Genomic DNA, 834 nt, shown 5'->3' on the forward strand with positions numbered 1-834 from the left:
ACGTAAACTACTTGTGATAAAAGTAACAACCTATAAAACCTATTTATTCTAAGTTTTATGCAACACTAGTGGATTCAACTAAAAGATGAACTCTCAGGAACAATAAAAATTATTCATCAACATACAGAGGAATTACCTCCTGGAGGAGCTAAATCAATAGTTGAAGCTGGCTATCTTGATGATGTTGAAGCTGTTTTCGGTATTCACGTTTTACCGATCGCACCAGCTGGAACAGTAGGCTACCGCAGTGAATATACGTTTAGCGGTCGCTCCTATTTTAAATTAAAGTTAAAGGCAAGAGGTGGACATGGCTCTTCTCCACATAAGGCAAATGATGCGATTGTCACAGGAGCCCATTTCGTCACAACAGTTCAAACAATTGTTAGTCGGAGACTAGATCCGCTGGAAACAGGTGTTGTCACAATTGGCTCTTTTGATGGCAAAGGAACCTCTAACATAATTAAGGACACCATCGAAATTGAAGGTGATATCCGTTATTATAATCATCAAACAGAGGCAATGATTAATAAAGAGCTTGAGCGAATTGTCAATGGGATTGGGGTCACTTTCGGAGTGAATTGTGAACTCAGCTATGAAATTGGCTACCCACCATTGTATAATGACCCTGAGTTAACTGCTTTTGTAGCAGATACACTGACAAAACTTAAAGATAGCGATATTAAAGCAGTAGTTGAAGTGCCTAAAATGGCATCAAATTTAGATTCTTCATAACCACTTCCGCCATCACTATTTGAAATGACAACCTGAATTATTCATACCTCTAAATGTGGATAACTATTTCTATTAAACTCACTGCTTTTTTAGACATTTTTA

The 834-nt window shown here is 37.4% G+C and carries 1 protein-coding gene; it reads left to right on the plus strand.

Annotated features, from left to right (window positions below; translation table 11 throughout):
- The first annotated feature begins 72 nt into the window (after positions 1-72).
- Positions 73-732 (plus strand): amidohydrolase, encoded by a 660-nt coding sequence (locus ABFX15_RS11820; protein ID WP_346025599.1) that lies wholly within the window; start codon positions 73-75, stop codon positions 730-732.
- The last annotated feature ends 102 nt before the right edge of the window (positions 733-834 follow it).

Source organism: Alkalibacterium indicireducens, from assembly GCF_039522005.1.
GTDB lineage: Bacteria > Bacillota > Bacilli > Lactobacillales > Carnobacteriaceae_A > Alkalibacterium > Alkalibacterium indicireducens.